Source organism: Mesorhizobium sp. ORM8.1, from assembly GCF_053005525.2.
In genome coordinates, this window is the sequence record NZ_CM132600.1 from 4456938 (window position 1) to 4480977 (window position 24040).

General features: G+C 64.1%; 24 protein-coding genes and 2 pseudogenes. 9 read left to right on the top strand and 17 right to left on the bottom strand.

What is annotated here, in order from left to right; genetic code table 11:
• The first annotated feature begins 35 nt into the window (after positions 1-35).
• On the top strand, positions 36-3206 hold the full coding sequence (locus ACVDG8_RS22385) for an efflux RND transporter permease subunit (protein WP_455707223.1): 3171 nt from the start codon (positions 36-38) through the stop codon (positions 3204-3206).
• A 98-nt stretch (positions 3207-3304) separates the two neighbouring features.
• Here ACVDG8_RS22385 and ACVDG8_RS22390 read toward each other — a convergent pair whose 3' ends face one another.
• A complete protein-coding gene (locus ACVDG8_RS22390; RefSeq protein WP_447256655.1) occupies positions 3305-4261 on the bottom strand; it encodes an SDR family oxidoreductase in 957 nt (318 codons plus the stop codon).
• Between the two features lie 96 nt (positions 4262-4357).
• Here ACVDG8_RS22390 and ACVDG8_RS22395 point away from each other — a divergent pair.
• Positions 4358-5271, top strand: a pseudogene (locus ACVDG8_RS22395) (LysR family transcriptional regulator).
• Here ACVDG8_RS22395 and ACVDG8_RS22400 read toward each other — a convergent pair.
• From ACVDG8_RS22400 to ACVDG8_RS22410, 3 genes are all read right to left on the bottom strand, one after another.
• On the bottom strand, positions 5229-6410 hold the full coding sequence (locus ACVDG8_RS22400) for an MFS transporter (RefSeq protein ID WP_447256657.1): 1182 nt from the start codon (positions 6408-6410) through the stop codon (positions 5229-5231). The pseudogene ACVDG8_RS22395 and the gene ACVDG8_RS22400 sit on opposite strands and share 43 nt — an antisense overlap.
• 600 nt (positions 6411-7010) lie before the next feature.
• On the bottom strand, positions 7011-7319 hold the full coding sequence (locus ACVDG8_RS22405) for a DUF1244 domain-containing protein (protein ID WP_447256658.1): 309 nt from the start codon (positions 7317-7319) through the stop codon (positions 7011-7013).
• Positions 7303-8145: an N-formylglutamate amidohydrolase gene (locus ACVDG8_RS22410; protein WP_455707224.1), complete on the bottom strand. Its 843-nt coding sequence runs from the start codon at positions 8143-8145 to the stop codon at positions 7303-7305. Before ACVDG8_RS22410 ends, ACVDG8_RS22405 begins: the two co-directional genes overlap by 17 nt.
• A 170-nt stretch (positions 8146-8315) precedes the next feature.
• On the opposite strand from ACVDG8_RS22410, the gene ACVDG8_RS22415 reads away from it, so the two are divergent.
• Together ACVDG8_RS22415 and pyk are read left to right on the top strand one after the other, a co-directional pair.
• Positions 8316-8870: a DUF1036 domain-containing protein gene (locus ACVDG8_RS22415; protein ID WP_447256660.1), complete on the top strand. Its 555-nt coding sequence runs from the start codon at positions 8316-8318 to the stop codon at positions 8868-8870.
• Positions 8867-10294, top strand: a complete 1428-nt coding sequence (gene pyk, locus ACVDG8_RS22420) for a pyruvate kinase (protein WP_447256661.1) — start codon at positions 8867-8869, stop codon at positions 10292-10294. Before ACVDG8_RS22415 ends, pyk begins: the two co-directional genes overlap by 4 nt.
• 13 nt (positions 10295-10307) lie before the next feature.
• Here the strand turns inward: pyk and ACVDG8_RS22425 are convergent, their stop codons facing one another.
• From ACVDG8_RS22425 to ykgO, 4 genes and pseudogenes are all read right to left on the bottom strand, one after another.
• Positions 10308-10772, bottom strand: coding sequence for a hypothetical protein (locus tag ACVDG8_RS22425; protein ID WP_447256662.1), 465 nt, complete (start codon positions 10770-10772; stop codon positions 10308-10310).
• 6 nt (positions 10773-10778) lie between these two features.
• Positions 10779-11839: pseudogene (locus ACVDG8_RS22430) on the bottom strand (alpha/beta fold hydrolase).
• 161 nt (positions 11840-12000) lie between these two features.
• Positions 12001-12621, bottom strand: coding sequence for a tetratricopeptide repeat protein (locus tag ACVDG8_RS22435; RefSeq protein WP_447256664.1), 621 nt, complete (start codon positions 12619-12621; stop codon positions 12001-12003).
• Between the two features lie 164 nt (positions 12622-12785).
• Positions 12786-12911, bottom strand: a complete 126-nt coding sequence (ykgO, locus tag ACVDG8_RS22440) for a type B 50S ribosomal protein L36 (protein WP_006203764.1) — start codon at positions 12909-12911, stop codon at positions 12786-12788.
• A gap of 245 nt (positions 12912-13156) precedes the next feature.
• On the opposite strand from ykgO, the gene ACVDG8_RS22445 reads away from it, so the two are divergent.
• Positions 13157-13579, top strand: a complete 423-nt coding sequence (locus tag ACVDG8_RS22445) for a lysozyme inhibitor LprI family protein (protein WP_447256665.1) — start codon at positions 13157-13159, stop codon at positions 13577-13579.
• A gap of 9 nt (positions 13580-13588) precedes the next feature.
• Here ACVDG8_RS22445 and ACVDG8_RS22450 read toward each other — a convergent pair whose 3' ends face one another.
• From ACVDG8_RS22450 to ACVDG8_RS22485, 8 genes are all read right to left on the bottom strand, one after another.
• Positions 13589-14665, bottom strand: coding sequence for a 5-(carboxyamino)imidazole ribonucleotide synthase (locus ACVDG8_RS22450; RefSeq protein WP_447256666.1), 1077 nt, complete (start codon positions 14663-14665; stop codon positions 13589-13591).
• The gene (gene purE, locus ACVDG8_RS22455) at positions 14662-15159 is read right to left on the bottom strand and encodes a 5-(carboxyamino)imidazole ribonucleotide mutase (protein WP_447256667.1); all 498 of its coding nucleotides are present in this window, start codon (positions 15157-15159) and stop codon (positions 14662-14664) included. The genes ACVDG8_RS22450 and purE overlap by 4 nt, the downstream gene beginning before the upstream one ends.
• 77 nt (positions 15160-15236) lie before the next feature.
• The gene (locus ACVDG8_RS22460) at positions 15237-16442 is read right to left on the bottom strand and encodes an aminotransferase class V-fold PLP-dependent enzyme (RefSeq protein WP_447256668.1); all 1206 of its coding nucleotides are present in this window, start codon (positions 16440-16442) and stop codon (positions 15237-15239) included.
• Positions 16443-16462: 20 nt separating this feature from the next.
• Positions 16463-16924, bottom strand: a complete 462-nt coding sequence (locus ACVDG8_RS22465) for a RidA family protein (RefSeq protein ID WP_447256669.1) — start codon at positions 16922-16924, stop codon at positions 16463-16465.
• Between the two features lie 42 nt (positions 16925-16966).
• Complete coding sequence (locus ACVDG8_RS22470) at positions 16967-17776, bottom strand: amino acid ABC transporter ATP-binding protein (RefSeq protein WP_447256670.1); 810 nt, start codon at positions 17774-17776, stop codon at positions 16967-16969.
• Positions 17777-17780: 4 nt separating this feature from the next.
• Positions 17781-18431: an amino acid ABC transporter permease gene (locus ACVDG8_RS22475; RefSeq protein WP_447256671.1), complete on the bottom strand. Its 651-nt coding sequence runs from the start codon at positions 18429-18431 to the stop codon at positions 17781-17783.
• A gap of 1 nt (position 18432) precedes the next feature.
• The gene (locus ACVDG8_RS22480; RefSeq protein WP_447256672.1) at positions 18433-19098 is read right to left on the bottom strand and encodes an amino acid ABC transporter permease; all 666 of its coding nucleotides are present in this window, start codon (positions 19096-19098) and stop codon (positions 18433-18435) included.
• A 116-nt stretch (positions 19099-19214) separates the two neighbouring features.
• Positions 19215-20045 (bottom strand): transporter substrate-binding domain-containing protein, encoded by an 831-nt coding sequence (locus ACVDG8_RS22485; protein ID WP_447257412.1) that lies wholly within the window; start codon positions 20043-20045, stop codon positions 19215-19217.
• A gap of 164 nt (positions 20046-20209) precedes the next feature.
• Here ACVDG8_RS22485 and ACVDG8_RS22490 point away from each other — a divergent pair, with 164 nt between their 5' ends.
• Positions 20210-21013, top strand: coding sequence for an IclR family transcriptional regulator (locus ACVDG8_RS22490; protein WP_447256673.1), 804 nt, complete (start codon positions 20210-20212; stop codon positions 21011-21013).
• A 24-nt stretch (positions 21014-21037) separates the two neighbouring features.
• Here the strand turns inward: ACVDG8_RS22490 and ACVDG8_RS22495 are convergent, their stop codons facing one another.
• Positions 21038-21241 carry a YdcH family protein gene (locus tag ACVDG8_RS22495; RefSeq protein WP_447256674.1) on the bottom strand — a complete coding sequence of 68 codons (204 nt, stop codon included), beginning with the start codon at positions 21239-21241 and terminating at the stop codon, positions 21038-21040.
• A gap of 233 nt (positions 21242-21474) precedes the next feature.
• On the opposite strand from ACVDG8_RS22495, the gene ACVDG8_RS22500 reads away from it, so the two are divergent.
• The 3 genes from ACVDG8_RS22500 to ACVDG8_RS22510 all read left to right on the top strand — a co-directional run bounded on the left by ACVDG8_RS22500 (position 21475) and on the right by ACVDG8_RS22510 (position 24021).
• The gene (locus ACVDG8_RS22500) at positions 21475-21654 is read left to right on the top strand and encodes a YdcH family protein (RefSeq protein ID WP_447256675.1); all 180 of its coding nucleotides are present in this window, start codon (positions 21475-21477) and stop codon (positions 21652-21654) included.
• A 251-nt stretch (positions 21655-21905) separates the two neighbouring features.
• Positions 21906-23156, top strand: a complete 1251-nt coding sequence (gene ispG, locus ACVDG8_RS22505; protein WP_455707225.1) for a flavodoxin-dependent (E)-4-hydroxy-3-methylbut-2-enyl-diphosphate synthase — start codon at positions 21906-21908, stop codon at positions 23154-23156.
• A 4-nt stretch (positions 23157-23160) separates the two neighbouring features.
• A complete protein-coding gene (locus tag ACVDG8_RS22510; protein ID WP_447256677.1) occupies positions 23161-24021 on the top strand; it encodes a transglycosylase SLT domain-containing protein in 861 nt (286 codons plus the stop codon).
• Positions 24022-24040: the final 19 nt, after the last annotated feature.

Here is a 24040-nt window from a genome sequence, read left to right on the forward strand (position 1 = left end):
GTCCGCAGCCTCCGAAGAAACAACAGGCCGAAGTCATGGATATCGTCGGACTCGCCATCAACAACGCCCGTCTCACCATATCGGCGCTGATGTTCCTGCTCGTCGCGGGCTGGGTCGCCTATCAGTCGACGCCGAAGGAAGCGGAGCCGGACGTTCCGATTCCGATGATGTATGTCAGCCTGATCTACCAGGGCATCTCGCCGGAGGATTCCGAGCGCCTGCTGCTGAGGCCCATGGAGAGCAAGCTCAAGAGCCTCAAGGGGCTCAAGGAGATGCGTTCGGCCGCCTTCCAGGGCGGCGGCTATGTGCTGGTCGAGTTCCAGCCGCAGACTCATCTGGCGACGGCGCTGCAGGATACGCGCAGCAAGGTGCAGGACGCCAAGGCCGACCTGCCGCAGGCGGCCGAGGAGCCGGTGGTCACCGAAGTCAACATCTCGGAATTCCCGGTCCTTGTCGTCACGCTTTCGGGCGACGTGCCGGAACGCATGCTGACCGCTGCGGCGCGTGAGCTGCGCGATCGCATCGAGGAAGTGCCGGGCGTACTCGAAGGTTCGCTGCAGGGCGCGCGCGACGACCTCGTCGAAGTCGTCATCGATCCGGTGAAGCTGTCGTCCTACGGCCTGCAGCTCGACCAGGTGATCCAGGGCGTCGCTTCGTCCAACAGCCTGGTGGCGGCCGGCAACCTCGAAGGCTCGGAAGGCAAATACGCGGTCAAGGTGCCGTCGCTGATCGAAACGCCAGAGGATGTCGCCAATCTGCCGGTGGTCGCCACGCCCAATGCCGTGGTCCAGGCCAAGGACATCGCCACCATACGCTCGACCTTCAAGGACGCCGAGACGGTCACCCGCCTCGACGGCAAGCCGGCTATCGCCATCGAAGTGAAGAAACGCATCGGCGCCAATCTGATCGACACGCTGGCGAAGGTCAGGGAAGTGTCGGACGGCTTCATCAAGTCGATGCCGGAAGGCATGCACGTCACCTACACGCAGGATAAGTCGGTCTTCGTCAACCAGCTGCTCGGCGACCTGCAGAACCACGTGATGATTGCCGTCATCCTGGTTTTCGTCGTCATCCTCTATGCGCTGTCGGGACGCGCTTCGCTGCTCATCGGCCTTGCCATTCCGTCATCGTTCCTGATGGGCATCCTGCTGCTCGCCATGATGGGCTACACGATCAACATGATCGTGCTGTTCAGCCTGATCCTGGCCGTCGGCATGCTGGTCGACGATGCCATCATCGTCACTGAATTCGCCGAACGTCGCATGAGCGAGGGCATGCCGAAGGCGGATGCCTTCGCGCTCGCGGCCAGGCGCATGGCCGGCCCGGTCATCGCGGCGACGATGACGCGCATTGCCGCCTTCTCGCCGCTGCTGTTCTGGCCCGGCATCATTGGCGACTTCATGAAATATATGCCGATCACGCTGATCGTGACGCTGTCGGCCTCGATGCTTTATGCGCTGGTGTTCGCGCCGACTTTGGGCGCGATCTTCGCCAAGGCGCCGGAGCATCATGAAGAGGATCACCGCGACGGCTGGTACATGGCCGTGGTCAAGCAGGCGGTGCGCTTCCCGATCACCGTCATCCTGCTGACGGTCGCGCTGCTGTTCGGCGTCGGCTTCGCCTATTCGAAATACGGCGCCGGCGTCGAGTTCTTCCCCAGCGTCGAGCCGGATTACGGCCTGCTCTATGTCCATGCCCGCGGCAATCTTTCGCTGGCCGAAATGGACGCCGCCACCAAGGTCGCCGAAAACCGGCTGCTTGGCTGGCCGGGCGTGAAGTCGGTCTATACGCGCGTCGGCAAGACGCAAGGCGGCGGCCAGGACGTTCCCGAAGATGTTGTCGGGAACATCCAGTACGAGTTCGTCGACTGGCGCGAGCGCAAGTCCGCCAACCAGATACTCGACGATTTGCGCCACGTCATGGCCGGCATTCCCGGCGTCGATGTCGAGGTGCGCGTGCCGGAAGCCGGCCCGCCGACCGGCAAGCCGATCCAGATCAGGCTGTCCGCCGTCGATCCGGCGGGGCTTGACGACAAGGCGCGTCAGGTGGCGGCGCGCATCGCCAAGGTGCCGGGCGTCATCGACATTTCCGACGGCTTGCCGCCGCCCGGCGTCGACTGGGCGATCGAGGTCGATCGCGCCAAGGCGGCGCAATATGGCATCAGCCCGACCTCTGTCGGAACGGTGGTGCAGCTCGTCACCAACGGTCTGAAGCTCTCGGAATACCGGCCTGCCGGGGCCGACAAGGCGGTCGACATAAGGCTGCGCTTGCCGGAGGACCGGCGCACGCTGTCGACCTTGGATGAGCTTCGCGTGCAGACCTCGCAAGGCTCGGTGCCGATCTCGAACTTCGTCGTCCGCAAGGCGAAGCCGAGCGTCGGCATCCTCAACCGCATCGACAGCGCCCGCACCGTGGTGGTGCAGGCCAATGTCAGCGCCGGCGCCCAGGTGGCGGCGGTGCAGGCGGAGGTGACCAAGGCGGTCACCGACATGGACCTCGGGAGCGGCATACGCTGGAAGCTGGCGGGCTCGAACGAGGACAGCGCTGAAGCCAGCGCCTTCCTCGGCAAGGCCTTCGGCGCGGCGCTCTTCCTGATCTTCCTCGTGCTGCTTGCGCAGTTCAACAAGTTCACTAGCGTGTGGCTGGTGCTGTCCTGCGTGGTCATGGCTACGGTCGGCGTGTTCCTCGGGCTGCTGATAACGGGCGAGACGTTCGGCATCGTCATGTCGGGCATCGGCGTCATCGCGCTGGCCGGCGTGGTGGTGAACAACAACATCGTGCTCATCGACACATACGACCGGCTGCGCGAAGAGGGCTGGGACAAGCTGGATGCCGTGCTGCAGACCTGCCGCGAGCGCGCCCGCCCGGTGGTGCTGACGGCGGTGTCGGCGATCCTCGGCGTGCTGCCGATCGCCTTCGGCCTTGGTCTCGAAATCTTCCATCACGAGACGACGATCAACGCGCCGTCGACGCAATGGTGGATTTCGCTGTCCTCGGCCATCGTCTTCGGCCTGTCCTTCGCCACCTTGCTGACCCTGGTGGTGACGCCGTCGATGCTGATGGTGTTCACCCGCGCCAAGGTGAAGCCCGGCGCCAGGCGCAACTGGTTCAGCCGCCTGTTCCGACGCGGCAAGGCCTCGACGGCCGAAGTGCCCGAGGAAGCCGATGCCGAGCCGGCGGCCGCCTTCCCGAAAGCCGCGGAATAGCGTGATCTGAAATCCAATCGCAAAGGCCGCCCGGCAAATCCGGGCGGCCTTTTGCGTTATCCCTGTCGGTTCAATGGCGCTGGTTTCTAACTCTGCGATCACGCGGCTTGCTGGACCGGCGACGCGGCGATGCCGATATCCTGCAGCGCTTCCTTCACGGCCTCATCAAGCGGGGTGTGCGGGATTTCGCCGATCACCTCCTCCAGCCGCGTCGACACCAGCCGGTGCGGCTCGAAGCGCAGATAGGACATCGAGACGATCTCACGCCACATGGCGACGAACGGGCTGCCGGCGCGCAGCACCCACCACGGCATGAAGCTGAGCTTCAGCTTGCGGCCCAGCGCCTTCTCGGCCGAAGCCTTGATGTCGAGGTCGGTGATCGCGTGGCCGGGGAAGTTGATGGCCTCAAAGACACCGAGCTTGTCGAGGTTGCGAGCGAGGCCGACAAAGGCCACGGCGAAATCCGGCAGATAAGCCCATTCATGCACCAGTTCGGCCGGGCCGGGCGCGGTGTAGACGCCCTTGTTCATCTTGGCGGCAACAACGAGATCGAACCAGGAGCCTGAGCCGGTGCCGCCGAAGAAATCGCCGGCGCGCAGGATAATGGTGCGCACGCGGCCGGCGTCGGCCTCGCGGCGGAACAGGTCCTCCATGGCGCAGCGGATGCGGCCCTTCTCGGTGGTCGGATGGAAAGGCGTCGCCTCGCTGATCACCCGCGGCATCGGCGAGCCGTAATTGTAGACGGTGCCGGGGAAGAGATGAAGCGCGTTGTTGGCGTGGCAGGCGGCCATGACGTTCTCGGCCATCGGCATGCACTTGCCCCAGTCGGTGTAGATCGGGTTCAGGCCGTTGAAGACGATGTCGACGCCTTGCGTGGCGGTGATCAGCGACTGGCGATCCATCGCGTCGCCGGCGACCGCCGTTGCGCCCTTGAGTTCGGCCGGAACCTTGCCGGTGCGGGTGACGGCGCGGACGTCGAAGCCGGCGTCGATGAAGGCCTTGCCAACCACGCGGCCCAGCCGGCCATTGGCGCCCAGAATTGCGATCTTGGTCATTTGCTCTCTCCGTTGCTTGTGTTTGCCCCATCAATCTGATGCGTTCACAAACGAATTGAAATTGACTGAGATCGGCGTTCTGTTATTCAAAAATGAATGAAAGAGTTCGACTGGAACCTGATCAAGAGTTTTGTCGCGGTGGCCGAGACGGGCAGCCTTTCGGGGCAGCACGCAGGCTGGCCGCCAGCCAGCCGACGCTTGGCCGCCATATCGCCGAGCTGGAAGTGGCGCTTGGCGTCACGCTGTTTCGGCGCGGGCGGCGCGGCTATGAGCTGACCGAGGCCGGCAGCACGCTTTACGAGCGCGGGCGGGCGGTCAGCGAGCAGGCGAATGCATTCTCGCTGCTGGCGCTGGGTTCGGTCGAGGCGATCGAGGGCACGGTGCGCATCGCCGCCTCGGAGGTGGTCGCCGCCTTTGTGCTGCCGCAGATGATGGCGCGGCTCGGCGAGGAAGAGCCTGGCATCGAGGTCGAGCTCGTCGCCTCCAACCAGGTCGAGAACCTTATGCGCCGCGATGCCGATATCGCGATCCGCATGGTCAGGCCGACGCAGAACGAATTGGTGGCGCGCAAGGTCACCGACATTGCGCTCTGCCTGTGCGCGACCAAATCCTATCTTGAGCGGCGCGGCTGGCCGGACAAGCCCGCCGATCTCGCCGATCACGCGCTGATCGGTTTCGACCGCAGCGACGAGATCCTGCGCGGCTTCACCTCGTTTGGCATTCCGGTCAGCCGCAGCCATTTCCGCTTCAGGACCGACAACCAGATCGTGCTGTGGGAAGCGGTGCGGACGGGAAACGGCATCGGCATCGGCCAGGAGCCGCTGGCCGACCGTGATCCGGGCCTGGAAAAACTGTTGCCCGGCGTGCCGTTGCCGGATCTGCCGGTGTGGCTTGCCATGCATCGCGACGTGCGCGCCAGCATGCAGATCCGCCGCGTGGCGGATTTCCTGCATGAGGAGCTGAAGCGCTATTCCGCCGGCGCTGGCGCGGGGGCGAATTCGGCGCGGTGAGCGAGGCCCGCCATCAGCAACACGATGACAAGCAGACCCGACAAGGTGACAAAGATCGGGCCGAAGCTCGAATGCTCGGCGACGAAGCCGATCGCCGACGGCGCCACCAATATGCCGGAATAGCCCATGGTGGTGACGACGCTGATGCCGGTACCCGACGACATGCCTTCCTGGTTGCCGCCGGCCGAGAAGATGATCGGCACCATGTTGGCGATGCCGAAGCCGCAGAGTGCGAAGGCGGCGATGGCAAGATAAGGCGAGGGCGAGAGGCCGGCCATCAGCATGCCGGCGGCGGCGACCAGCGCCGAGCCGCGCAACGTCGCCACCGCGCCGAAGCGGTTGCGCACGCCGTCGCCGAGGAAGCGCATCAGCGCCATCACGCCGGAGAAGGCCGCATAGGCGAGGCCTGCCATGGCGAGGTCAGCGCGAAGCTCCTGATGCAGATAGAGCGCCGCCCAGTCGAGCACGGCGCCTTCCGAGATCATGGTCAGCAGCGCCATCAAGCCGACCAGGTAGACGATCGTGTGCCGTGGCAGCGTGAATTTCTGATGCTCGACCGCCTGCGGTTTGTCCTCGGCGATGAGATAGCCAATGGCGAAGGCGATGACGGCAAAGGCGACCGCCGTCACTTCGACGGCATGGGTGAGATAGCCGTAATTCTGGATCGAATAGCCGCCGATCGCGCCGCCGGCGAAGCCGCCAAGGCTCCAGAAGCCGTGCGAGGACGACATGATGGCCCGCGACAGCCGGCGCTCGACGACGACGGCGTTGGAGTTCATGGCGACATCCATGCCGCCGATCGCGCCGCCGAACAGCATCATGGCGATGGCGGCGAGCGGCACGTTGGGCGCCAGCGCCACGACCAACAGGCCGAAGCTGCCGCAGATGCCGAACAGCCGCGTCACCGTGCGCGAGCCGTGCCTGGAAGTCAGATGGCCGCACCAGGTCATGGAGATGACCGCGCCGACGCCGAACAGAAGGATCAGCAGGCCAAGCGTGAATTTGGTGATGTCGAGCCGGGTGAGGAACACTGGAATCTGGGGCGCCCAGCTGCCGGTCAGAAATCCGTTGGCAAGGAAAATGCCGGCGACGGCCCAGCGGCCGCGGATGGCGGCCTGCATGGTTGTTGGCGCGTTCATGGCTCGAATCCGCTATGCAAAATGGCTTTTCGGGCAAATTAGATCGATTCAATTCGCAGTCAAGGACCGATTGCGGGGAAATACTTGGACCAAAGGGGCAATGGGGCCGGCACCGGTCATGGCGGAGTCAGCCGTTGGAAATTAGCTGAGATGCTTCTCCCTTCGTCATCCACGGGCGGAGCAAGGAGCGTAGCGACGCGGCGCAGACCCGAGGATCCATGCCGCGACTTAGGAGCGCCGCTACGGCGCAGAACGTCCCTCGGGTTGCGCCGTTGCGATCCTATTCTGGACCGCAGCATTCTTCGGCAGCCGTCACGGAATGGATTCTAGGGTCTACGCGCGTCGCTGCGCTCCTTGCTCCGCACGGCAAAATGGTCAGGACCTGGGTCGGGACACTCCGCCTCCGTCATCGCGATACAAAGCGCGCTAGAATGATTGGAACCCGATCCGCGTAACCCTTGAGGGCCAGCGGTCATCACAACTCGACCGCATCAAAGGCCGAATACATGACCGCTCCAGACTTGCGTCGTCGCCGCTATTTGCCTCTTGCCCAAGAGGGGCCGTCCATACATGACGAAGCCGCGAAGACGATCGACAGCATTAATGATCCTTAGGCCGCCTTGCCTCGAACTCGGCCTTCTTGGCCTCCGACGCTTCGGTCTGGTTGAGCGCCTGCCATTGCGCATAGGGCATGCCGTAGATGATCTCGCGCGACGCGTCCTTCGACAGGGGCACACCTTCGGCCTCGGCGGCCTCGCGGTACCAGTTGGACAGGCAGTTGCGGCAGAAGCCGGCGAGGTTCATCAGGTCGATGTTCTGGACGTCGCCGCGTTCACGCAGGTGCTCGACCAAACGGCGGAAGGCGGCTGCCTCGAAATCGCGTTTCTGTTCGTCAGTAAGTTCGGTCATCTCGGGAAACTCCCGGCCTTACGGCCCCTTCCACCGGCCCGGTGCGCGAGCCGAATATCTTCACCTCGTGTATATCGGCACGACGGTCGATGGCGTCAACGATCGGCGCCAAGCGCTCCGCCCAGGCGAGAGCGCCGGCGCGGTCGGCGATCAGGTCCTGGCGGATCTCGATCAGCGCATGGGCGTAGCCGTTGACGATGGCGTGCCGGAACATGGTGTCGCCGCGCAGCGCGCCGTCATAGGGCTCGTTGTCGCCGACGACGAGGTTGTTGTCTTCAGCCAGCATGTCGATCAGCGGCCGCGCCACGCGGTCGTCCAGATCCCACAGCACGCCGACATGCCAGGGGCGCACCAAACCCTGCATCACCGGCGTGAAGGAATGCACCGAGAAGATGAAGGGCGCTTTGCCGGAGGCGTGCGCGACCGAGGCGATCATGGCGCCGACGGCATCGTGATAAGGCCGGTAGAAGCGGTCGAGCCGCCGCTCGCGCTCCTGCGCCGACATCGGATAATTTGCCGGCACGATGGTGCCGTCATAGAGCTGACGGATCAGCGTCGGGTCGTCCTCGCCACGGTTGGGATCGATCAGCAGCCGCGAGAAGCCGGCAAGCAAGGCCGGTGCGTCGAGCGCCGCCGCCAGCTCGCGCGTGACCGTCTCGACGCCGATGTCATAGGCGATGTGACGGTCGAATTCAGAAGCCGGCAAACCGAGGCTGGAATATTCCTCAGGCAGATCGCGGCGGGCATGATCCGCCAGAAGCACGATGCCTTTCTTGCGATCGCCCTCGACGATGTCGAAGGGCGCGAAAACTGTGGATCGGGTCATCGGCTGAAAAGTGGCTGGTCACTTGGATGTGCTATCGTCATTCCACGAAGAGGGCGCTGGCGCAATGCCGTTGTTTGGCCAAGGTTTCTGCAAAAAATCCCGGGCGGCTCAGGATTTCGCGCATCGGGCTCGTCTAAATCGATTGGAATTGAACAAAACGGCGCGTTGACATGCGACCGGAGTTTGCTGAAAAGGGGCTTCGAGATATGCAAATGTGGTTCGCGAGGGATTTTGGAATGGGTCTAGCCGGCAGGCTGCGCAAGCGCCTCACGCTGCCGTTCCTGTTCGTCGCCGCGGGATTGTGCGCAATCGCCATGACCTCGCCGGCCCGTGCCGACTTCCGCGTTTGCAACGCGACGCAAAATCTGGTGGGCGTCGGCATCGGCTATCGCGCCAAGGCCGGCTGGATCACCGAGGGCTGGTGGCACATCGAAGGATCGACCTGCAAGACGCTGATCGAGGGCCCGCTGTCATCAAGGTTTTACTATCTTTATGCAGAAGACGCCGAGCGCGGCGGGCGCTGGGACGGCCCGATCAACATGTGCGTGGCCGAAAAAGAGTTCAAGATCGCCGGCGTGAATGATTGCGTCGCCCGGGGCTTTCAGCGCGCCGGATTTCAGGAATATGACACGGGCGAGCAGGCAAGCTGGATGGTCCAGCTGACCGACGAGCCCTCAACGGGAGGCGCGCCAAACGCCCCCGCCCCGGGAACAAACAGTCAATGAGACGCAGCCGCAAGGTCAAGATCCTCGCCACCATCGGTCCGGCATCCTCCTCCGAGGAGATGCTGAAAAAGCTTTTCGAAGCCGGCGCCGATGTCTTCCGCATCAATATGAGCCATACCGATCATGAGCTGATGCGCACGCTGGTCGGCCGCATCCGAGCCGTCGAGGAAGCCGTTGGACGCCCGATCGGCATCCTCGCCGACCTGCAGGGGCCGAAGCTCAGGGTCGGCAAGTTCACCAATGTCAAGGAAGCGCTGACGGCCGGCCAGACCTTCACGCTCGACGACAATCCGGAGCCGGGCACGTCGAAGCGTGTCTACCTGCCACACCCGGAAATCCTGAGCTCGGTCGAGGCCGGTCACCGACTTTTGATCGACGACGGCAAGCTTGAGCTCAAGGCGGTGAAGGCTGACGGCAAGTCGATCACCTGCACCGTAGTCGCCGGCAGCGGCATTTCCGACAAGAAGGGCGTCAGCCTGCCCGACACAGACCTGCCGGTCGGCGCGTTGACCGAAAAGGATCGCGCCGATCTCGACGCGGTGCTTGCCGCCGGCGTCGATTGGGTGGCGCTGTCCTTCGTGCAGCGGCCAGAGGATCTGGCCGAAGCACGCAAGATCGCGCGCGGCCGGGCGCTCATCATGGCCAAGATCGAGAAGCCGCAGGCCGTCGCGCGGCTGGCCGAGATCATCGAATTGTCCGATGCGCTGATGGTGGCGCGCGGCGACCTCGGCGTCGAAATGCCGCTCGAGGCGGTGCCCGGAATCCAGAAGCAGATCACGCGCGCGGCGCGCCGCGCCGGCAAGCCGGTGGTGGTCGCCACGCAGATGCTGGAATCCATGATCACCGCGCCGGTACCGACCCGCGCCGAGGTTTCGGACGTTTCCATCGCCGTCTTCGAAGGTGCGGACGCGATCATGCTTTCAGCCGAATCCGCCGCCGGCGCCTATCCGGTCGAAGCGGTCGCGATGATGAACCGCATCGCCGCCAAGGTCGAAACCGATCCGACCTATGCCGGCATCATCAACGCCCAGCGCTCCGAGCCGGAAGCGACCGGCGCCGATGCCATTTCGCTTGCCGCCCGCGAAATCGCCGAGACGCTGAAACTGTCGGCGATCATCACCTACACCGCGTCCGGGACCACCGGCCTGCGCGCAGCGCGCGAACGCCCGCAGGTGCCGATCATCGCGTTGTCGCCGATCCTCAACACGGCGCGCCGGTTGTCGCTGCTGTGGGGCACGCATTGCGTGGTATCTCCCGATGCCACCGACCTCGATGATATGGTCAACAGGGCCTGCCGCATCGCCCTGGAGGAAGGCTTCGGTAAGGTGGGCGACCGCGTCATCATCACGGCAGGCGTGCCGCTGCGGACGCCCGGTTCGACCAATATGCTGCGCATCGCTTATGTCGGGTCGGACGTGCACTAGTCGTTAGCCGGTCTCAACTCGCGGCAATTTTGGAAGCCCTCGCTGCGGCTTGGGCATGGTCTATGCGTTGCAAAAACCGGGCCGCGCGAGGAACGGGGTCGTGCAGGTACTGATCCGGGCCTAGTATCTTTCGCTGGTTGAGTTCGACCGTATCGTGCAGATCGAAATCGACCCTGGTGATCGTGCAGTGCCATCCGGCGCTGCGTGAAGCCCAGCCTTTGCCATGGTGTCGCAACAGCCGCTGACGAGCGGAATAGCCATGGTAGTCGAAGGCGATCACACCATTCGTCACGTAGATATGGTTTCCGGAAAAGCCCTCGCCGGGAATGATCCGTTCGCCGTAAAATCCTTCCAGAGGGGGATGTTTGAGAAAGGCGCCGGCAAGAATGGCGCAAGCGCCGTGACCGAAGAATATGCGGTCCGGCAATGCCCATCGCTTCTCCGGGTTTTTCTTGATGCCGTGCTTCAAGACATACATGCGGCATTAGGTAGGCGCGAGTTCGGCATCGGGCACCTTGATGTCGGGGCATTTGTCGTCGTTATAGGCGTCGCTGGCGATCCGTGCTTCCACGGTTTTTGCCAGGGCCTGCAGATCGACCGGTGCGCCGGCGACTTTTTCGATGGCGCCGACGACGAGGTCCGACGCGATCCAGTCGGACTTGTGGCCGAGATTGTGGACCCAGACCAGCTCGGCGCCGGCAATGTCGCGTTCCAGGCCGACGGAGTGGACGGTGGCGTAGACGATCTTGTCGCGATCGCCCGAGATGATGACGGTCGGCGCCTTGATCTCATGGTAGCGCGGCGAGGCGGAGCGCGCATAGGCGTAGAGCTGGGCGACATCGATGGCGTTGGCCCGGAAAGCGCCGGGGCGCAGCACGAGCGGGATCGAGGCGTTGCCGATATAGCCGTCCGGCATTTTGTTGGGCGAGAAGACGCAGGCCGTCGCATCGCCGATCTGCGCCATGCCCGCCGGATAGGCCAGCGTCTGCGCAAACAGCTGGCCGATCACCGGAATGGCGGTCAGCTTGTAGTACCAGGCGGTGGCGCCGCCCGGCCAGGGATGGCTGGCCGGCGACAGGAAGACGAGGCCGAGCGTCTTTTCAGGGTGACGGCGGGCTAACGCCGTGGTGACCGCGCCGCCAAAGGAATGGCTGACAACGATCGCTTTGGCGATGCCAAGATGGTCCATCAAGGCGGCAATTGTATCGGCTTGCGCCGCCAGCGTGTCGTTGTCGCCGCGGCTCGACCAGCCAAAGCCCGGGCGGTCGAGGAACAGCATCTCGGCGCGGCCTTCGAGCAGGGCCTGAGCGGCAGCATCTGGTCCTTCAGATTGGCGCTGGCGCCGTGGATGAAGATCACCGGCGGCAGCTTGGCGCCGGCGGGCGCCGGGACATGGACATAGTGGATACGCGCGCCATTGATGTCGGCGAATTCACCGACAGGCGGATTGCGGCGTTCGATCAGCCAGACGCCGGTGCGGGTGACGCCGGCAAGGGCAAAGACAAGCGCGATGAGGAAGAGCAGCGCGGCGCAGACCAGGTTCATGCGGAAGATACGAGGCGTGGAGGGAGTTTGGTTCAGGGGAGTAGGGGAGTAGGGGAGTAGGGGAGTAGGGGAGTAGGGGAGTAGGGGAGTAGGGGAGTAGGGGAGTAGGGGAGTAGGGGAGTAGTTCCGAGCCTATTGCCTAATCCCTACCGCCTACTCCCTCAAATGCCTTCACCCGCCAGTTCTTCCGACAGCGTCGACACCTGGTCCTGGGCGCTGCGCATCATTGGATAGATCGCCAGCACCTTCTGCCAGGCTTCGAGCGCCGACTGTTTGTGGCCGGTCTCGGTCATGATCTGGGCGAGACCCGAAAGCGCGCCGAAATGGCGCGGCTCGAGCTGCAGGGTGCGGTCGATGTCGGCCATCGACTTCCCGTAGTTCTTCATCATGAAATGCACGGTGGCGCGGCGGTTCCAGCCTTCGGCATAATCCGGCTGCAAGGTCACGACCTGGTCGAGGAAATCGAGCGCGACGTCGAATTTCTGGTCCTGGGTCGCCTTTTGCGCCCATTGCATCATCAGGTCGATCGAGGCGCTGCCCGACTGGTTCCATTCGTTCCAGATGCGGCCGGCAATGCGCTCGGCCGCCTTCTCGTTGCGCTCGCGCTTCAACTCGGTGAAGAGCTGGTCGAGGCGGCCCTGTTTGGTCGGGGCCGCCGGCGGTGGTGTCGCAGCGGGAGGCGTGGCATCTGGAGGCAGATCGCCTTGCACCACTTCCGCGCCCGCGGGCAAAGCTGTGCCGGAAAGCAAAAAGGCGGTGAAAAATGCAAAAAGAATCCGCATCGCCGGAATCTAAACCCGGACGGCGGATCGGCAAAGTGATTTTAGCGTGAGAGGGCCGGCGAACCGGCAATCGACATCAGCGCGGCGTGGTCTCTCCGTGCATATCGTTCTCCCAGAACCGCTCAGGCGCTTTTGGGAGGCATGCACCAAGCCGCGCGCAAAGCTCAGCCCTGGCGCGCCTTGTAGCGCGGAGCGGTCTTGTTGATGATGTAGATGCGTCCCTTGCGGCGAACCAGCTGGTTGTCGCGGTGACGCGCCTTGAGCGCCTTGAGCGAATTCTTGATCTTCATGGTCTTGCCTGTTCGGTCGGGGCCCTTGCCGGGCCGAATTTTTAAAGGCGCGCCCGAAAAAAGCGCGCCTTTGAACTTGCGTGGCTCATAAACGAGGAGTCTTGCCTGTGTCAACCACATGCGCATGCCTGAATGCCAAAGGTGGCCGGGACTTATCAAATATTCGCCATTCCGGCGGCACGGCATTGCGCGACTCAAGGGCGGCTGGGATGGTGTTTTAACGCCCAAGCGACTGGAGATCCCCGATGCGCCGTCTCTTTCTGCTCGCCAGCCTGGCCCTTCTGGCTGTCGCCTCAGGTGCGTTTGCAGAGGAGTGCAACCGCAATGACGACAGCCAGTCGATGATGAACATCTGCGCCGATGCCGATTACCAGGCGGCCGACGCCAAGCTCAACGCCGCTTATCAGGACCTTGTCAGACGCAACGACCAGACCTCGAACAAGCTGTTGCAGACGGCGCAGCGCGCCTGGATCGCCTTCCGCGACGCCGAATGCACCTATTCGACCGCCGGCAGCGAAGGCGGCTCCATCCATCCGATGGAAGTGTCGCAATGCCTGACGGGCCTCACCGACGAACGCACCAAGCAGCTCACCTCCGGCGCAAACTGCAAGGAAGGCGATACGAGTTGCGGCAGCTCGGATGGCGACGACGACCAGGATATGCAGTAGTCCCTGAGCTCAGCTCCGGCGACGAATCCGCGTGAAATGGCCCATCTTGCGGCCGGGGCGCGACTCGGCCTTGCCGTAGAGATGCAGCATCAGATCGGGCTCGGCGAGCAGCGCCGGCACTTTCAGCATGTCGTCGCCGATCAGGTTTTCCATCACGCAGTCAAAATGGCGCGCCGGCGAACCGAGCGGCAGGCCGGCGACGGCACGAATATGCTGCTCGAACTGCGAGATGACGCAGGCAGCCTCCGTCCAGTGGCCGGAATTGTGCACGCGCGGCGCCAATTCGTTGACCAGAAGCGAACCGTCGGCGAGAACGAAGAACTCGACGCCGATGACGCCGACATAGTCGAGCGCTGCAAGGATTTTCGAGGCTGCGTCCTTGGCGGCTGCTTCTGTCTCAGGCCCGATCGCGGCCGGCAGGGTCGAGCTGCGCAATATGCCTTCGCGATGCACGTTTTCGGCCGGATCGTAGGCGGTGATGCTTCCGTCGACGCCGCGCGCGGCGATCACGGAAATCTCGCGCTCGAAGGCGACGAGCGATTCCAGGATCAGCGGCACATTGCCCATCGCCTCGCAGGTGCCGGCAAAGCCGCCGGCTTCTATGTTGCGGAAGACACGCTGGCCCTTGCCGTCATAGCCCATGCGGCGGGTCTTCAAGACGCCGCTGCCGTTGAATGTCTTCAGCGCCGCCGTCAGTTGCTGGTCATTGTCGACGGCGCGGAATTCGGCGGTCGGAATGCCGATGCCGGCGAGGAAGCTTTTCTCGGTGACGCGATCCTGCGCCACGTCCAGCGCGCGCGCCGGCGGATAGACCGGGATTTTTGCGGCGAGCGTCTGGGCAGCGGCAACCGGGACATTTTCGAATTCGTAGGTGACGACATCGCTGGCGGCGGCAAGCTCGGTGAGTGCCGCCGGATCGTCATAGGCGGCAACGATCTGTCGGTTGGCGACCTGTGCTGCCGGGCAGTCGGGCTGCGGCTCCAGGATGATGGTGCGACAGCCGAGGCGGGCCGCGGCCATCGCCAGCATGCGGCCGAGCTGGCCGCCGCCGATGATGCCGATCGTCGATCCGGGAGCGAGGCTCACGGCGTGTCCGTCGGTTCGAAGGCGACCTTGGCGGTCTGCGCGGCGCGCCAGGCCTCCAGCCGGGCCGCTAATTTGTCGTCGTTGAGCGCCAGCACCGCGGCGGCGAGAAGGGCTGCGTTGGCAGCGCCGGCCTTGCCGATGGCCAGGGTGCCGACCGGGATGCCGGCCGGCATCTGGACGATGGACAATAGCGAATCCTGGCCGGAGAGGGCCTTTGATTCGACCGGAACGCCGAAGACGGGCAGCGGCGTCATCGCCGCCGTCATGCCGGGCAAATGTGCCGCGCCGCCGGCGCCGGCGATGATCACCTTGTAGCCGGCAGCCTTGGCGCCCCTGGCGAAATCATAGAGACGGTCGGGCGTGCGGTGCGCCGAGATGATCAGCCGCCTGTGGGGAATGCCAAGCGCCTCCAGCGTTTCAGCCGCCTGGCGCATCGTCGCCCAGTCGGACTGGCTGCCCATGATGATGGCGACGTCGGCACGCTGATCGGTCAAGGTTCGCTCCCGGGCGGCAAAGGCGCGCCTTAGCGGAATTCGCTCCCGGCCGCAAGGATTGTCGCCGTTACGGCAGCCTAGTCCGGCCAGCGTAGCGCCCCGCTCGTATCCTTGCGCGCCACCTTCATGGCGTCGGCGGGACGGTCCTTTGCGGTCAGCGCGGCGCGCAGCCGTTCGGCGACGATCTCCGCCTCGCCGGGATGCAGATTGCACGGATCGAGGAAGAAGTGGCCGCGCTCGACCTCGTGGTTGCGCACGATGACGGGTGGCGATCCGGCGGCAAGGGCGGCGGTGAGGCCAGCGGCGGTGAAGCGGCTTTCCGGGTGGACGAAGACCTGCAGGCGGTCGAGCGGATTGTTGGTCGGGTCGGGAATGATCTCGGCGCCGATCCCCGCGATGCCCTGCAGCGTATCCTTCCACAGATCGAGTGCCGCTTCCTCGCGCCTGCGGATACCGGCATGGTCGCGCTTCTCCCACGCTTCGAGCGCCGCCATCGTGCCGGCGATGCTCTCCTTGCCGACCTTCATGGCGCGGGCAACGCCGCGGTTCTGCAGATAGGCGGTGCGGACAAGGTCCTTGCGGCCGGTGACGATGCCGCTGGTCGGGCCTGAGAGGAATTTGTGGCCGCTGTAGACGACGATATCGGCGCCGCGCGCCAGGAAACTGCGCAGATCATATTCGGAGGCCGCGTCGACGATCACCGGCACGCCTTTGGCGTGGCAGATCTCGCAGAACTCCTCCAGCGAAAGCATACCGTATTGCACGGTGTGATGGGCGACGACGTAAAGTGCCGCCGCCGTGCGTTCGTTGATAGCCTCGCGCACGTGATAGTCCTGGGTGACGCTGACGGTGCCGGCCGGGATAACCTTGGCGCCGGCGACGCGGATCGACTGGTCGATCGGCGCACCGTAATTGACGATATGGCCGAGCTGGATGACAACCTCCGACTTCAAACCTTCGGTATCGTCAGGCAGGCGTTCGATCGCCAGAAGGTTGGTGCCGGTCATCGCGCCGGCAATTGCCATGGTGATGCCCGAGGCGCAGCAGGCGGTGATGAAACCGGCCTCGCCGCCGGTGAGGCGCGCAATCACCGCGCTCGCGGCGCGCTGCAGATCGTCCATCTCCACCCATTGCGAGGCGATCTCGGCCATGGCGCTGATCGCCTCGGGGACGATGATCGAGGCGCCGAGCGTCGTCATCGTGCCGGAGACGTTGATGATCGGCCGCAAGCCCAGCCGCTCGCGGATCGTGGTGTTGGAGCCGGTATCGGAATAGGTTTTCATGGCAGCAAATCCCGTTGGTGTCAGGCCGCGATCTCGACGACCGCTTCAATTTCGACAGTGATGTTTCCGGGCAGCGAGCCGACGCCGATCGCCGAGCGCGCGTGGCCGCCTATTCTGTCGAAGACGTTGGCGAACAGATCGGAGCAGCCATTGACCACCTTGGGGTGGTCGCTGAAATTCGGCGTCGCGTTGACGAAGCCGAGCAGCTTGACGACGCGCACGATGCGGCCAAGGTCGCCGGCCGCCGCATGCATGACGGCAAGCAGATTAAGGCCGGTGAGGCGGGCATGCTCGTAGGCCTGCTCGACAGTGACGTCGTCGCCGACCTTGCCGGTGCACAGCGTGCCGTCGGCGCGCAACGGCCCTTGTCCGGAGAGGAAGATCAGCCGGCCGCTCTCGGCATGGGTGACAAAATTGGCAATCGGCGTGGGCGGCTCGGGCAGGGTCAGGCCGAGTTCGGCGAGCCGGATGTAAGGCGACATGGGAAGGGTGCTCCTTGGACGGCGGAAGCCGTCCGGCTTTTTCTAGAAATGCGAGGCGCGAAAACGCGCCAGGAAGGTGCGGAGGCGTTCGTTGGTGGTCTCGGCGGCGAGAACCTCCTTCGGCGGCCCGACGGCCGAGACGCCGCCATCGGCCATGAAGACGATGCGGCTCGATGCATCGCGGGCGAAGGCCATTTCATGGGTGACCATCACCATGGTCATGCCGTCCTCGGCGAGACTGCGCACGACGGCCAGCACCTCGCCGACAAGTTCCGGGTCGAGCGCCGAGGTGATTTCGTCGAGCAGCAGGATTTTCGGTTCCATGGCCACCGCGCGGGCAATGCCGACGCGCTGCTGCTGGCCGCCGGAAAGCTCGGCCGGCAGACTGTCGGCCTTGTGGCCGAGGCCGACACGGCCGAGCCAATGTTCGGCGATCGAGCGCGCCTCGGCTTTGCTCTTGCCGCGCACCTTGGTGAGGCCGAGCATGATGTTGCCGGCGGCGCTGAGATGCGGGAACAGGTTGAAACCCTGGAAGACCATGCCGGTCTCGGCGCGCATCGCGGCCAGGTCGCCCTCGCTGCGCCGCTGGCGCGTGCCGGAGTTGCGGGCAGGACTGGGGCGAAAACCGACCTCCTTGCCGTCGATGCGGATCGAGCCTGAGTCATAGCTTTCGAGGAAGTTGACGCAGCGCAAAAGCGTGGTCTTGCCGCTGCCGGACGGGCCGATGACGGTGACCACTTCGCCCTTGGCCACCGTCAGGCTGACCGAGCGCAGGACCTCGACGGCGCCAAAGGCTTTCGAGACCCCGGCAATATCGAGAAGCGCTGGTTTGTCGTTGGAGCTTGTGGCCATCGTGCTAGTCCCGGATGAAGGCAAAGCGCCGCTCCAGCCTGCGGCTGGCATATGAAAGCGCGTAGTTGACGGCGAAATAGATCAAGGCGCCAAGGATATAGAGCGGCATCGCCTCATAGGTGCGGCCGATGACCTGGTTGATCGCCTGCATCAAATCGGTGATGCCGAGCAGCGAGACCAGCGCGCTGCCCTTCACCGCGTCGGTGACGCCGTTGATCCAAGGCGGCAGGAAGCGGCGGAAGGCCTGCGGGAAGATGACGTAGGCAAGCCGCTGGCGGAAGGTCAGGCCGATCGCCATCGCCGCCTCGGACTGGCCCTTGGGTATCGAGCCGACCGCGCCGCGCAGATATTCGACGACCTGCGCCGTCTTGAACAAGGTCAGCGCCAGCACGGCGGCCCAGAACGACTGCAGGTGCACGCCTATCGCCGGCAGGCCGTAATAGACGAAGAAGATCAGCACCAGGATCGGGATGCCGCGGATGGTGTCCGAGAAGATGCGCACCGCCCAGCGAATGGGCGCCGGCCCGTAGACGAGGCCGACGCCAAGAATGATGCCGGCGATCAGCGACAGCACGACGACCAGGAAGGACACCCAAAGCGTCAGCGCGAAGCCTTGGGCGAGGAAGGGCAGGGCGTAGGCGATCTGGCCAAGCATCTCAGCGCGCCGTCCTGTACCAGCGCTCGACCAGCCTCAGCGCAAACAGCAGCACGTAGCCGGTGACCAGGTACATCGCGGTCACCACGAGATAGACCTCGACGATGCGGAAGGTGTTGAAGTTGATCCACTGCGCGCCATAGGTCAGCTCCGGCACCGAGATGACGGAGGCGACGGAGGTGTCCTTGAACAGCGAGATGAAGGTGTTGGAGAGCGCCGGCAGCGTGATGCGCATCATCGTCGGCAGGCGCACATGCAGCAGTCGCTGCCAGGGCGTCAGCCCGATCGCCTTGCCGGCGTCGAGCTGGCCGCGCGGCACGGCCTCGAGGCCGGAGCGGAAGACCTCGACCAGATAGGCGCCGCTGTAGAGCGCGAGCGTCGCCACGAAAGAGGTCTGGGCGCTGTAGGCAAGATCGACCACCGTCGGCAGGCCGTAGAAGACGAGATAGACGAGCAGGATCAGCGGCACGTTGCGGATGAACTCGACATAGGCCGCGATGATGCCGCGCACGACACGGCCGGCCGAGACATACCAGACCGCCAGCACCAGGCCGATGACGACGCCGATGGCGATCGAGATCACGGCAAGCTCGAGGCTGAGCAGCAGCCCACCCCACAGCTTGTCGAAATGCCGCCAGATCAGGTTGAAATTGAGCGTATAGCCCATGCGTACCGTCTCAATGGCTTGCGGTGGCGGATAAAGGATCCGTCGCCGGCGCGCCGGTGTCGAGGACTAACAGGCGGAAGGGCGCTGTCTTCCGCCTGTTTGTCGGCGAGGACTTGTCAGATGACCGGGAAACCCGGATGGCGCGGCGGTGGCTCCTGGCCGAAATATTCCTTGAAGGCGCCGTCATAGAGGGCCGTCTCATGGCCGAACATGGCGATGGTGAAGGTCTGGTTGACGAAGGTCAGCCAGTCGAGATCGCCCTGTCGGACAGCGGCGCCGTAAAGCATCGAGTACCAGCTCTTGCCGGCATCGAAATACTTGTCCGGATTGCGCGAGGCGAGCCAGCGCACAGTCGACAGATCGACCGCGGCGGCATCGGCGCGCTTGGATTCCAGCGCCTGCAGCACGTTGGCCTGGGTGTCGATCTGCAGCACCTGCGCCTGCGGCAAGGCGAAATGCACCGAGCTTTCGGCGTCGACATTCTGCAGGATCGAGATACGGGTGCTGGCGCCGTTCGCCAACAGCTTGTCGAAGGTCTTGTTCTCGGAGCCGGGCAGCGTCAGCAGCGCGACACCTTCGACATAGTAGGGCCGCGAAAAGTGAATGAGCTGCGAGCGCTGCGCCGTCATGGTCATGAACTGGATGGTGATGTCGACCTTGTTGGTCGTCACGTTCGGAATGCGCTGCGCCGGATCCTGCTGCACGAACTCGACCTTGGTCGGGTCGTCGAACAGGCCCTTGGCGAGGATACGGCCCATGGTGATGTCCATGCCGACCAGCTCGCCGGCATCGTTTTCGAAATGCCATGGCGCGTTGGTGCTGCCGGTGCCGACGATCAGCTTGCCGCGGTCGAGCGCGGTGCGCAGCACGCTGTCTGACGCGGCCTGCGCTGCCGCCTTCTCGGCGCTGACGGCGGTGAGCGCGCCGGCGGTGGCCAATCCCGCCATTCCCAGTTTCAGAAAATCACGTCTGCCGGATGTGTCGTTCACGGCGACCTCCTTTGTTGATGTTCCCCAATCGATCAGCGATACACGCGTCATAAATTGCGATTGTCTCTTACAAGAGACGTGTGTATCCTGTACAAGACAGATACTAGCATCAGGAATCGACAATGCAAGATGGCGAAGCACTGGCCGAATGGCCGGCAGAAGGTGCGGACCGCGAGAAGCCCGCGACCTCGCGCGAAAAAGGCCTCAACCGCGTTCTGCAGATCCTTGAATTCCTGCATGCCAACCAGCGCGCCATCGGCATCGGCGAACTGGCCAAGGGGCTTAACGCGCCGCGCTCGACCACCTACACGCTGGTGCGCGAACTGGTCGAAGCCGGGCTCTTGGAAATGGAAGGCGACGGCAACCGCGTCTATTTCGGCAAGAAGCTCTATCTCTACGGAATGGCCTATATGCGCGGCAACGATCTGCTGCGGCGCGGCCGCCAGGAGGTCGACACGCTGTCGCGCGAGACAGGCGAGACCTCGGAACTCTGCATGCTGCAGAGCGGCCGCTACACCATAATCCATTCGAGCCCCGGGACCAGGCCGTTCCGCATCAGCTCGGCCACCGGCCTGCAGATCCCGCTGCCCTGGACGGCGTCGGGGCGGCTGCTGCTTGCCGACCTCGATCGCAGCCGGATCGAAGCGATGATCGCAGATGACGATCTCGTGCTGCCCGACGGCCGCAAGCTCGATATCGAGGATTTCATCGACGATATCGGCAGAGCCCGCGTCACCGGCTATTGCGTGACGTCGGGACTGGTCGACGCCTACACCAAATGCCTGGCGGCGCCGGTCTTTTCGGCACCCGGAAAAGTCGAGGCGACGATGTGCCTGGTGGTGCCGATCGACACGACCGAAGAGCGGACGGGCGAGCTGATCGCGTTGTTGCGCGATCGTGCGGCCAGGCTGTCGATTGCCGGATAGGGCGAACGTCGAAGCGCCGGCGCCTCAGGCGATGATGTCGGGAATGATGCGGTCTTCCAGCGCCGACAGCCGGTCCTTGAGCAGCAGCTTTTTCTTCTTCATGCGCTGGATCTGAAGCGGGTCACAGGCCATGGCGATCATCGCGTTGATTGCGGCGTCGAAATCGGCGTGTTCCTGTTTAAGCCGGGAATATTCTAGGCGTACTTCAGCCTGTTCCTGTTCGGACATTATCTACCGTCTTGGCATGCATCGCCCATTCGGGCTGTCTGGGCGGGACCGGCGGGTTGAGACCGGCGTGCAGCCCTTACCACATTTCACATTGTCGTGGAATGCTACCACGTGGCATTCGACATCGAGATCGGTTGGTGGCAGACTGTCATGGTGCCGTCACAGACACGACCTGCGGTGGACGCGCCTGCGAACGGCTGCAATCGAGGAAACCATGAAAGGGAGAACCATTCATGTCTCTTGCATCCCATCTTGATGAGTTGCAGCGGAAACACGGTGACATCGAACGCGAGATCGACGATGCGATGAACCATCCATCGGTGGACGACCTCGAAATCGTGAATCTCAAGCGACGCAAGCTGGCACTCAAGGACGAGATTGAAAAGCTGAAAGGGAAACCGACCTCGCACTGAAGTTCCTTCAGGCGTCATAGCCGCACCCGCCGCGGCTTGACCCTCCGGTGGCACAAATGCCACCGGCGTGGTTCTTTTACATGAATCCACCGACTACTTGGCCCGCATCCGCCGGCCCAATGCTGGTCCTCGAGGGTGTGGCTGCCGGTCGCGGGCAGGCAATTTGCCGGTTCCCACGGTTGCCTGCCATTGACAAGCCATCTTTGCTCCGCCACCTCATGCCCGGACCTTGCAGATAAAAGGCGGCCGGCATGACCGGATATTTTTCCTCTCCTTTCCCGCGCCGGACATCGGTCGGCGTATCGGTCGGCGACGTCATGGTCGGCGGCGGCGGGCCTGTCGTCGTGCAGTCGATGACCAACACCGACACGGCCGACATCGACCAGACCGTCGCGCAGGTCGCGGCACTTTACCGCGCCGGCTCCGAGATCGTGCGCATCACGGTTGACCGCGACGAGAGCGCGGCCGCCGTGCCGCGTATTCATGAACGGCTGGCCCGGCTCGGCATCAACGTGCCGCTGGTCGGCGATTTCCATTATATCGGCCACAAACTTCTGGCCGATCATCCGGCCTGCGCCGAGGCGCTGGCGAAATACCGCATCAATCCCGGCAATGTCGGCTTCAAGGACAAGAAGGACCGCCAGTTCGCGGCGATCGTCGAAATGGCGATCAAGCATGACAAGCCGGTGCGCATCGGCGTCAACTGGGGATCGCTCGACCAGGAGCTGCTGACCCGGCTGATGGACCAGAACCAGGCCAAGGGTTTTCCGCTGACCGCGCAGGAAGTCACCCGCGAGGCTATCGTGCAGTCGGCCATCCTGTCGGCCGAGATGGCCGAAGAGATCGGGCTCGGCCGCGAGAAGATCATCCTGTCGGCCAAGGTCAGCGGCGTGCAGGATCTGATCGCCGTCTATACCGAGCTTGCCACGCGCTCCAACCATGCGCTGCATCTCGGCCTCACCGAGGCCGGCATGGGCACCAAGGGCATCGTCGCCTCGTCCGCCGCCATGGGCATCCTGTTGCAGCAAGGCATCGGCGACACGATCCGCATCTCGCTGACGCCGGAGCCGAATGGCGACCGCACGCGCGAGGTGCAGGTGTCGCAGGAATTGCTGCAGACCATGGGTTTCCGGCAGTTCGTGCCGATCGTGGCTGCCTGCCCGGGCTGCGGGCGCACCACATCCACAGTGTTCCAGGAGCTGGCGCAGAACATCCAGGCCGACCTGCGCAAGAACATGCCGGTCTGGCGCGAGAAATATCCCGGCGTCGAGAACCTCAAGGTCGCGGTGATGGGCTGCATCGTCAACGGCCCCGGCAGATCCAAGCATGCCGATATCGGCATATCGCTGCCCGGCACCGGCGAGACGCCGACGGCGCCGGTGTTCGTCGACGGCAAGAAGGCGGCGACGCTACGCGGGCCCTCGATCGCGCGGGATTTCGAAAAGATGGTCGCCGACTATATCGACCAGCGCTACGGGCACGGCAAAGCCGCCGCGGAATGAGCCCATGCAGCGTTTCGTGAAGACGACGCTGCTCCTGTTTTGTACGCTGATCTTTGCCGGGCAGGCGTTCGCCGATCCGCCACAGTCCAAGTCAGCCGCCAAGCGGCTGATCGACCGCGTCTGCGACCTGATCGAGACCGAGGCCGGCAAGAACGGCCTGCCCAAGGATTTTTTCGCCCGGCTGATCTGGAAGGAAAGCCGCTTCGACCCGAACGCGGTGAGCCCGGTGGGCGCCGAAGGCATCGCGCAGTTCATGCCGGGCACGGCCAAGATGCGCGGCCTGGCCAACTCGTTCGACATCGAACAGGCTCTCCCCGCCTCGGCGAAATATCTGGCCGAGATGAAGGCAAGCTACGGCAATCTCGGCCTTGCTGCCGCGGCCTACAATGCCGGTGAAAACCGGGTGTCGCGCTGGCTGAATTCCGGCGGCTTCCTGCCGATGGAGACGGAAAGCTATGTCTTCGACGTCATGGGCGAGCCGGTCGACAAGTTTTCCGACACCTCCTATGCCGGAACCGTCCAGCCGCTCGATCCGAAATCGAGCTTTGCCGTCGCCTGCCGCCGGTTGCCGGTGATCATGTCGCAGACCGTCGCCATGGCCTCGATCGACGTCAAGCCCTGGGGCGTGCAGATCGCCGGCAATTTCCGCCGTTCGGCCGCGATCGGCCAGTGGCTCAGGGTGCGCAGCCGCTTCCCGGCGCTGCTCGCCAGCCACGACCCGGTGGTCAGCCGCGTGCGCACGCCGATCGGCAGGCGCGGCATCTACGCGGTCAGGATAGGCGCCGACTCGCGGGCTGAGGCTGACGGCATCTGCGGCAAGCTGCACAGCGTCGGCGGCGCCTGCGTGGTGCTGCGCAATCGGTGACGCTCGACTGCATTTGATC

Bases quoted from the DNA above. Each gene is read 5' to 3' on its own strand.
- ACVDG8_RS22385 (WP_455707223.1), top strand. From the start codon at position 36: ATGGATATCGTCGGACTCGCCATCAACAACGCCCGTCTCACCATATCG.
- ACVDG8_RS22390 (WP_447256655.1), bottom strand. From the start codon at position 4,261: ATGACCAAGATCGCAATTCTGGGCGCCAATGGCCGGCTGGGCCGCGTG.
- ACVDG8_RS22400 (WP_447256657.1), bottom strand. From the start codon at position 6,410: ATGAACGCGCCAACAACCATGCAGGCCGCCATCCGCGGCCGCTGGGCC.
- ACVDG8_RS22405 (WP_447256658.1), bottom strand. From the start codon at position 7,319: ATGACCGAACTTACTGACGAACAGAAACGCGATTTCGAGGCAGCCGCC.
- ACVDG8_RS22410 (WP_455707224.1), bottom strand. From the start codon at position 8,145: ATGACCCGATCCACAGTTTTCGCGCCCTTCGACATCGTCGAGGGCGAT.
- ACVDG8_RS22415 (WP_447256660.1), top strand. From the start codon at position 8,316: ATGCGACCGGAGTTTGCTGAAAAGGGGCTTCGAGATATGCAAATGTGG.
- pyk (WP_447256661.1), top strand. From the start codon at position 8,867: ATGAGACGCAGCCGCAAGGTCAAGATCCTCGCCACCATCGGTCCGGCA.
- ACVDG8_RS22425 (WP_447256662.1), bottom strand. From the start codon at position 10,772: ATGTATGTCTTGAAGCACGGCATCAAGAAAAACCCGGAGAAGCGATGG.
- ACVDG8_RS22435 (WP_447256664.1), bottom strand. From the start codon at position 12,621: ATGCGGATTCTTTTTGCATTTTTCACCGCCTTTTTGCTTTCCGGCACA.
- ykgO (WP_006203764.1), bottom strand. From the start codon at position 12,911: ATGAAGATCAAGAATTCGCTCAAGGCGCTCAAGGCGCGTCACCGCGAC.
- ACVDG8_RS22445 (WP_447256665.1), top strand. From the start codon at position 13,157: ATGCGCCGTCTCTTTCTGCTCGCCAGCCTGGCCCTTCTGGCTGTCGCC.
- ACVDG8_RS22460 (WP_447256668.1), bottom strand. From the start codon at position 16,442: ATGAAAACCTATTCCGATACCGGCTCCAACACCACGATCCGCGAGCGG.
- ACVDG8_RS22465 (WP_447256669.1), bottom strand. From the start codon at position 16,924: ATGTCGCCTTACATCCGGCTCGCCGAACTCGGCCTGACCCTGCCCGAG.
- ACVDG8_RS22470 (WP_447256670.1), bottom strand. From the start codon at position 17,776: ATGGCCACAAGCTCCAACGACAAACCAGCGCTTCTCGATATTGCCGGG.
- ACVDG8_RS22475 (WP_447256671.1), bottom strand. From the start codon at position 18,431: ATGCTTGGCCAGATCGCCTACGCCCTGCCCTTCCTCGCCCAAGGCTTC.
- ACVDG8_RS22480 (WP_447256672.1), bottom strand. From the start codon at position 19,098: ATGGGCTATACGCTCAATTTCAACCTGATCTGGCGGCATTTCGACAAG.
- ACVDG8_RS22485 (WP_447257412.1), bottom strand. From the start codon at position 20,045: ATGGCGGGATTGGCCACCGCCGGCGCGCTCACCGCCGTCAGCGCCGAG.
- ACVDG8_RS22490 (WP_447256673.1), top strand. From the start codon at position 20,210: ATGCAAGATGGCGAAGCACTGGCCGAATGGCCGGCAGAAGGTGCGGAC.
- ACVDG8_RS22495 (WP_447256674.1), bottom strand. From the start codon at position 21,241: ATGTCCGAACAGGAACAGGCTGAAGTACGCCTAGAATATTCCCGGCTT.
- ACVDG8_RS22500 (WP_447256675.1), top strand. From the start codon at position 21,475: ATGTCTCTTGCATCCCATCTTGATGAGTTGCAGCGGAAACACGGTGAC.
- ispG (WP_455707225.1), top strand. From the start codon at position 21,906: ATGACCGGATATTTTTCCTCTCCTTTCCCGCGCCGGACATCGGTCGGC.
- ACVDG8_RS22510 (WP_447256677.1), top strand. From the start codon at position 23,161: ATGCAGCGTTTCGTGAAGACGACGCTGCTCCTGTTTTGTACGCTGATC.